General features: G+C 32.5%; 9 protein-coding genes and 1 pseudogene. All 10 read left to right on the plus strand.

Features of this window, described 5'->3' with window-relative positions:
* Positions 1-231: pseudogene (locus ACR1PN_RS20230) on the plus strand (IS5/IS1182 family transposase); the annotation flags it as partial.
* A gap of 318 nt (positions 232-549) precedes the next feature.
* On the plus strand, positions 550-1,974 hold the full coding sequence (locus tag ACR1PN_RS20235; protein WP_433981505.1) for an anthranilate synthase component I family protein: 1,425 nt from the start codon (positions 550-552) through the stop codon (positions 1,972-1,974).
* Positions 1,975-2,119: 145 nt separating this feature from the next.
* Complete coding sequence (locus ACR1PN_RS20240; protein ID WP_433981506.1) at positions 2,120-2,263, plus strand: four helix bundle protein; 144 nt, start codon at positions 2,120-2,122, stop codon at positions 2,261-2,263.
* Positions 2,264-2,354: 91 nt separating this feature from the next.
* On the plus strand, positions 2,355-2,966 hold the full coding sequence (locus tag ACR1PN_RS20245) for an anthranilate synthase component II (RefSeq protein ID WP_433981507.1): 612 nt from the start codon (positions 2,355-2,357) through the stop codon (positions 2,964-2,966).
* A gap of 83 nt (positions 2,967-3,049) precedes the next feature.
* Complete coding sequence (trpD, locus tag ACR1PN_RS20250; protein ID WP_433981508.1) at positions 3,050-4,039, plus strand: anthranilate phosphoribosyltransferase; 990 nt, start codon at positions 3,050-3,052, stop codon at positions 4,037-4,039.
* Positions 4,040-4,052: 13 nt separating this feature from the next.
* Positions 4,053-5,423: an ankyrin repeat domain-containing protein gene (locus ACR1PN_RS20255; RefSeq protein WP_433981509.1), complete on the plus strand. Its 1,371-nt coding sequence runs from the start codon at positions 4,053-4,055 to the stop codon at positions 5,421-5,423.
* Positions 5,424-5,435: 12 nt separating this feature from the next.
* Positions 5,436-6,212, plus strand: coding sequence for an indole-3-glycerol phosphate synthase TrpC (trpC, locus tag ACR1PN_RS20260; protein ID WP_433981510.1), 777 nt, complete (start codon positions 5,436-5,438; stop codon positions 6,210-6,212).
* Positions 6,212-6,907, plus strand: coding sequence for a hypothetical protein (locus tag ACR1PN_RS20265; RefSeq protein ID WP_433981511.1), 696 nt, complete (start codon positions 6,212-6,214; stop codon positions 6,905-6,907). Before trpC ends, ACR1PN_RS20265 begins: the two co-directional genes overlap by 1 nt.
* The gene (locus ACR1PN_RS20270; protein ID WP_433981512.1) at positions 6,904-7,566 is read left to right on the plus strand and encodes a phosphoribosylanthranilate isomerase; all 663 of its coding nucleotides are present in this window, start codon (positions 6,904-6,906) and stop codon (positions 7,564-7,566) included. The genes ACR1PN_RS20265 and ACR1PN_RS20270 overlap by 4 nt, the downstream gene beginning before the upstream one ends.
* Before the next feature lie 42 nt (positions 7,567-7,608).
* Positions 7,609-8,061 (plus strand): IS200/IS605 family transposase, encoded by a 453-nt coding sequence (gene tnpA, locus ACR1PN_RS20275; RefSeq protein WP_433981513.1) that lies wholly within the window; start codon positions 7,609-7,611, stop codon positions 8,059-8,061.
* The last annotated feature ends 96 nt before the right edge of the window (positions 8,062-8,157 follow it).

The following is an 8,157-nucleotide window of genomic DNA, read 5'->3' on the forward strand; positions in this document are numbered from 1 at the left end:
AAAAAAGAAATTATCGGAAATATCAAAGAAAATCCTCGTAACGGGGATACAAAAAATGAAAAGTACTTTGATAATGAGTTATATAAAAGAAGATTCAAGATAGAGAAAGCCAATGCTTGGTTGGATAATTTCAAAGCGCTGTTAATAAGGTTTGAAAAATTGAATATCACTTGGATAAATCTACATTATTTAGCTTTCTCTATCTTGTTTCTAAGAAAAATAAAAGTTTAAACAGGTTTCTAAAATAAAATTCTAATATCTTTTGTTTCTTTTGTGGTTAAATATTAGCGTAGAAAGGTTTAACGTTCAAAATAGAGTAAATAAATTTTAGCTTTTTTGAAATTTTTGTTTTCAGTATTAAAAAATTTTCTACATTTGTCCTATGATTATTTCAAACAACAAAAATTGGTGGTGGCTTTCAAACTCTTCGTCGGGTCTGAAGCTATGGTCTTGTTGTTGAATTACAGCCGGAATTTATAGAAAAATATACAGAGACTTTGACGATTGCGTTGAAGTCTTTTTTTATGTCTAAATCTCAAAAATTAAAAAATGTCGAATTCCATTATAAAAATTAAAACAAAATCTAAAAAAACATTGGGCGATCTTCAAACCCCGATGAATATTTACCTGCAAATCAGAGACAAATTCCGTGATACCATTCTTCTGGAAAGCTCGGATTCTAAAAATATCGACAATAATTTTTCATTTATTGCCGTGAATGCCATTGCCGGAATTGAGATTAAAAATTTAAACGAATACGAAATTAAACTTCCCCATCAGGCTCCTGAAAAGAAATCATTGAAAAATGAAAATATTTCTGAATTATTAAACAATTTTTCTAAAACTTTCGAATGCGAAAAAACACACGATAAAATTGAAGAAACAGCCCAGTCACTTTTTGGATATACAAGTTTTGAAGCCGTTCAGTTTTTTGAAAATGTAATATTTAAGCCTCAAAGCAAAGAAGTTGAAATTCCTATTTTGCGTTACAGACTGTATCAATATGTGATTACAATCAATCATTTTAATGATGAAATGCATCTTATTGAAAATCAAATTGACGGGGTAAAATCTGAATTTAGAACCCTGGAAGATTTTATTAAAAACAAAAATGCAGTCGTTTATCCTTTTGAAAAAACAGCAGAAGAAACTTCAAATATAACCGATGAAGACTATTTACAATTGGTTGAAGTAGCCCAGAAACACTGTATGCGGGGCGATGTTTTTCAGTTGGTTTTAAGCAGAAGATTCGAGCAGAAATTTCAAGGCGATGAGTTCAATGTGTATCGTGCTTTAAGAAATATCAATCCGTCGCCATATCTTTTTTATTTTGATTATGGAAATTACAAATTATTCGGCTCAAGTCCGGAAAGTCAACTGATTATAAAAGATAACAAGGCCATCATTCATCCAATTGCAGGAACTTTCAAGAGAACCGGCGATTTTGAAACCGATCTACAATCTATCGAATCTCTAAAAAACGACCCGAAAGAAAATGCAGAACACACGATGTTGGTCGATTTGGCAAGAAATGATCTGGGAAAATTAGGAAAAAATGTAACGGTTGCGAAACTCAAAGAAATCCAGCTTTTTTCTCATGTTATTCACATGGTGAGCGAGGTTACGGCAGAATTGGAGGAAAACACCAATCCTTTTGAAATGGTTGCCACCACCTTTCCGCAGGGAACTCTGAGTGGCGCTCCAAAACATAAGGCTTTACAGCTAATCAATGAATATGAAAAAGATTCTCGCGGTTATTACGGTGGTTGCATAGGTATGATTGGTTTGAATGGCGATTGCAATCAGGCCATTATGATCCGTACTTTTTTAAGCAAAAACAATACGCTGTATTATCAAGCCGGAGCGGGATTAGTGGCAAAATCAAAGCCTGAAAGCGAGTTACAAGAAGTAAACAACAAGCTCAATGCTTTGAAAAAAGCGGTGGAAAAGGCAGAAAATTTAGTTCTTGGTTGATTGTTGTTAGTTGATAGATTTTAAAAGCATAAATATGGAACAAAAAAATTTAGATGTTTGGATTGAATCGAGAAAACTAACGAAACTTGTTTAAGATTCAACAAAAAGTTACCCAAAAGAAGAAATTTTTGGATTGACAAATCAAATGAGAAGATGTACGGTTTCCGTTCCTTCAAATATTGCAGAAGGTTGTGGAAGAAATACTTCAAAGAAACAATACATTTTCTTTTTATTGCCAGAGGTCTCTTTTTTGAATTTGAAACACAGTTTTATTTATCATCAGATTTAGAATACATAAATGATAAAAACTAGCAACAAAATCAGATTACAGTTTGCAAAAAGTTATTAAACGGATTTATTAATTATTACAAAACAAAATAATGACAGATATTTCAAACCCAACAACCAATAACCAACAACCAACAACCAAGGTTCTCGTTTTTGATAATTACGACAGCTTTACCTACAATCTCGTTCAGATTATCGAAAGAATTCTGAATGAAAAAGTCGACGTTATCAGAAATGACCAAATTTCATTAGAAGAAATTGAGAAATATGACAAAATCATTCTTTCACCCGGTCCCGGAATTCCTGAAGAAGCGGGAATTTTATTGGATCTCATTAAAAAATATGCTCCTACAAAAAGTATTCTTGGTGTTTGTTTGGGTCAACAGGCCATTGCAGAAGCTTTTGGCGGAAACCTCATCAATCTCAGCGAAATCTATCACGGTGTTGCTTCGGAAGCTATACAAACCAGTGAACATAAACTGTTCAAAGATTTACCACAAACTCTGGAAGTCGGAAGATATCACAGTTGGGCAGTCAACCCAGAAAGTTTTCCTGATGAACTTGAAATTACAAGTACAGACAGCAAAGGAATGATTATGAGTTTGAAACACAAAACGTACGATGTTCATGGTGTTCAATATCATCCGGAAAGTATTCTGACACCTGATGGGGAAACGATTATTAAGAATTTTTTATTGGGTTGATAGATTTTGGTTGATGGTTGATAGAAATAAATAACTATTAAAAACCATCAACTAATTACTAAAAACCAACAACGATTTACACTATGAAAGAAATCCTACAATACCTGTTCAATTATCACACCTTATCCAAATCTGAGGCGAAGGCAATAATGATTGAGATTGCTCAGAATAAATTCAACGCAACGGAAGTCACTGCTTTTATAAGCATTTTTCTGATGCGGAATATTACGCTGGAAGAACTGAAAGGTTTCAGAGAAGCGTTACTGCAAATGGCGGTTCCGGTAAATTTGAGTACCAACGATACAATTGATATTGTCGGAACAGGAGGTGACGGAAAAAATACCATTAATATTTCCACTTTGGCAAGTTTTGTCGTTGCAGGAACCGGACAAAAAGTGGCGAAACATGGCAATTACGGGGCTTCAACAATCACAGGTTCATCCAATGTGATGGAAGCTTTGGGCTATCAGTTCAAAAAAACTTCCGAAGAATTGAATCAGGATTTGGAAAAAGCGAACATCTGTTTCCTTCACGCTCCCTATTTTCATCCGGCCTTACAATCGGTTGTTACATTAAGAAAATCTTTAGGTTTAAGAACTTTTTTCAACCTTTTGGGTCCGTTGGTGAATCCCGCAAAACCTCAACTTTCGGTGATTGGAGTTTATAATCTTGAAATTGCGAGAATTTATCAGTATTTGCTTCAGAAAGAAATCCGGGACTTTGTTTTAGTTCATGGAATGGATGGTTATGACGAAATCAGTCTTACCCATGACAGCAAAATTATTACAAAAAATGGGGAAAATATTTATTCGGCGGAAGATTTAGGTTTTCAAACTGTTCATCCTGAAAATATTCAGGCTGGAAAAAATCCTGATGAAACAGCAGAAATTTTCAAAAATATTTTAGAAGGAAAAGGAACAGAATCACAAAATGCAGTGGTTTTGGCAAATGCAGCCGTTGCATTATATCATACCAATAAATTTGGAACTTACGATGATTGCCTGAATCTGGCAAAAGATAGTCTGGAAAGTCGAAAAGCGTTACATTGTTTGAAGCAATTAGTTAATCATTAAAAATAAGATACAAATGAATAAACTGCTCATATTTTTAGTCTTTTCTTTTTCATTACAAGCTTGTAAAGATAAACCCCTTGAGAAAAAAACAATTCCGGTTGTGAAAACTCAGGAAAAAATGGTGGAACTTTCTAAAGCGGAAAGCCAAAAAATAATAGAAATCATTAGAAATGGAAATGTTAAAGGTGTTCAAGATTTACTCAGCAAAGGAACCGATGTAGATTACAGATTTGATGGATTTTTTAGAGGAGGAAGACAAGAGAATGCAACGGATGCTTCTAATAAAGAATGGACAATGCTAATGCTAGCAACTTTTTACAATCAAATAAAAATTGCCGAATTGCTGCTCGACAACAATGCGAGTATTAATCTTCAAAATAAAGCAGGACATACTGCATTTTTCTTAGCTTGTGCTAACAGAAATGAGGAAATGGCAAAGTTTCTATTGAACAACAACGCAAATGCTAAAATTGACAGTAAAGATTCAGATGGAACTTCTGCCTTGCAATGGGCTTTAGCTTATGAATGGAACGACATCGCTAAAAAATTGTTAGATCTAAATATAAACGTGAATAGCTTCAGTAAAGAAACAGGAAGAAACACGCTTTTGGATGCATTATTCAGCGAAACTATTTTCCAGGAAGTTATTTCAAAAATAATAGATAAAGGTGCTGATGTAAGCTATACCAATCCGAAGGACGGAGAAAATGCTCTGATGTGGGCTTGCAAAAAAGGATTTGCTGACATTGCAAAGAAGATTGTGAGCAAAGGCGGAAATATCAATTCGGTTTCGAAAAACGGTACCACTCCACTTTCCAGTGCATCAGGAAACGAATCGTGTTCAACGGAACTTATGGATTTCCTAATAAAAAAAGATGCGAAAATAAATACTGAAAAGTACGGAAGAACACCATTAATAGAAGCAGTTTCCTCAAATTGCATCGAAAAAGTAAGATATCTCGTAGAAAACGGTGCCAATATCAACCAAAAGAGCGAAGGCTTCGGAGGTGTTTCTCCGCTAACGGAGGCTTTGTGGCAAACGAATTTCGAAATCACAAAATATCTTGTTGAAAATGGTGCAGACGTAAATATACAGAGAGACAATGGGGAAACAGCACTGCTTGTGGCGGTCTGGAACGAAAAAAATCTTAACGCAGTAGATTTATTAATACAAAAAGGGGCTGATGTGAACCAAACCAACGACGATAAACAAACTCCTCTTTTAAAAGCTATTCAATATAATCTTTACGACATTGCGGTTTTACTGTTAAAAAATGGAGCAAGCACTGATGTTAAAGATTTTTACGGTCATACAATACAGAGTACATTAAAAGAAACGGTAGAACGAACAGGAAACAAAAAATGGCTTGCCTTAAAATTATAAAACCTTAAAAGAATGAACATTCTCAATAAAATCATAGCAAGAAAAAAACAGGAAATTTCAGATTCAAAAACAATAGTTTCTGTACAACAGTTGAAAGATTCAGAATTTTTCGCGAGAAAAACTTGTTCACTTAAAGAAAGTTTAACATCAAAATCCGGAATTATTGCTGAATTTAAAAGACAGTCTCCATCAAAAGGAATCATTAATGATACAATTTTTCCTTTAGAAATTGTTTCAGCTTATGAACAATTCGGAGCGAGCGGAATTTCTATTTTAACGGATAAAGATTTCTTCGGAGGAAGTTTCGAAGATATTTTAAATGTGAGAAATCACATCAATATTCCGATTCTGCGAAAAGATTTTATGATTGATGAATATCAGTTTTATGAAGCAAAAGGTATGGGAGCTGATGTAGTTTTGTTAATCGCGGCGTGTCTTTCACCTCAGCAGGTTCAGGAATTCACCCAGCTTTCCCATGAGTTGGGCCTGGAAGTTTTGTTGGAAATTCACACTGAGGAAGAGCTGAAACATTTTAATTCAGAAATTGACTTGGTGGGAATTAATAACCGGAATTTAAAAGATTTCAAGGTTGATTTGCAGCATTCTGTTAATCTGAAAAACCAGCTTCCAGAAAATATTTTGTCGGTTGCTGAAAGCGGAATTTATCATATGGATGATTTCAAGTATTTAAAAGAAAAGGGATTTGATGGATTTCTAATGGGCGAATATTTTATGAAACATGAAAATCCTGGAAATATATTTGAAGAGTTTATAAAAAAAATAAGATAATGAAATATGAAAAATTGATTTTGAATTGTGATAAGGTATTAGAAGAATTTCCAGTACTCATTGATCAGTATAAAAATACAAAAGACAGATATACAGAAGTCAAGAAGTTTCTTGCTAAGCATAATTTAGATATGCAAAAAGAGTTAAATAAAGACATTAATGAATTTATTACATTTTATAAATTTCAAACATTTATAGTAATTGCCCAACTTGATTTAGCAATTAATACCAAAAATCTTATTCAATCACAAAATAGATGGGAACAATTATTTTTTATTAGAAATTCTTTTTTAGTTATTCATGAAATTTTTAGTAAAATAAAAATTAGAAATAAAAAATCATTTTATGAAACTATTTTTGATTCAAAATATCCGAGTTTAAAACCTGATTTTAATACACTTCTAACTTCAATTGAAAATTTTAACAATGCTTATCCTCATATAAGTAAAATTAGAAACAGAGCCGCAAGTCATTATGAAAACAGTTTTGAAAAATTCTATAATTCTATTATTGATGTTGAAATAGAAGAAACAGTGCTTATAATAATTGATTTTTATAAAATTATTTCTTTAAGCTCAAATATTTGGAAACAATATTCACTCACATTTAATGAAAATTTCAATAAAAAATTAAGCATTCTTAATAGTAATATTGAAGATAAACTACAACAAATAAAGGATTTAATTGATTTATGAAAAAAATAAAAGTTTGCGGGCTCACTCAATTACATCAAATTCGTGAATTAGTGGCATTGAAAATCGATTTTCTCGGTTTTATTTTTTACGAAAAATCTCCAAGATATGTTTTAAATCACTTGAGTTTAGAGCAAATTTCAGAAATTCAACATCATGGAAAAGTAGGTGTTTTTGTGAATGAGAGGTTCGAAAATATTATTGAAATCTCAGAAAAGGCAAACTTAAATTTCGTTCAGCTTCACGGTGATGAAACCGAGCATTTCATTTCAGAATTAAAACAAAAACTCAATCCAAAAATTGAAATAATCAAAGTCATAAGAATAGGAAACCAATCCTCGAACGAATTACAAAAAACCATCAACCAAAACCTGTTAAGCATCAACTATTTCTTATTTGATAATGACAGCCAAACATTTGGCGGAACCGGAAAAACTTTCGACTGGAATATTTTAAATGAAGTTGAAATCCCAATACCTTATTTTCTGAGCGGCGGAATTTCTCTGGAAAACATCCATCAACTATCAACTGTAAACCAACAACCATTTGCAATTGATATTAACTCAAAGTTTGAATTGGAAGCTGGAATTAAAGACTTAGAAAAAATAAAAGAATTAATGAATACGATAGTAGTCCCGATGGGACGGCTTACTAAAGGATAGGATGATAATCCTATCAACATAGATTATTAAAACACAAAGAAAATGTCACAATCGTTAGTTAAAAATTATGTTCATATTATCTTCAGTACAAAACACCGAAATGATTTTATAGATGAAAGCATTGAAGAAGAACTTTTTGCCTATATATCCACAATATGCAAAAATCTTAGTAGCCCTTCCATCAAGATTGGAGGAACAGATAATCACATTCATATTCTTTTGACTTTGTCACCAAAATATGCGTTGATGAAAGTGGTTCAGGAAATAAAAGCTCATTCTTCAAGATGGATAAAAACAAAAGGAAGGAAATATCAAGATTTTTTCTGGCAGGATGGTTACGGCGCTTTTTCGGTAAGCCAAAAACATATTTTTGCAACGATTAATTATATTACAAACCAAAGAGAACATCATGAAAATGAAGATTTCAAAACAGAATTCATTAATATCCTGGATAAATACAAAACGGATTACGATGAAAAATACCTTTGGGATTAAATCAGAACCAGTCACGAAGTGACGTCTTTCTAAAGGATAGGATGATAATCCTATCAAAACATGAAATACAATACAATACAATACAATACAATACAA

It is taken from the genome of Chryseobacterium sp. RLHN22 (assembly GCF_051011795.1).
GTDB classification, from domain to species: Bacteria; Bacteroidota; Bacteroidia; order Flavobacteriales; family Weeksellaceae; genus Chryseobacterium; species Chryseobacterium zhengzhouense.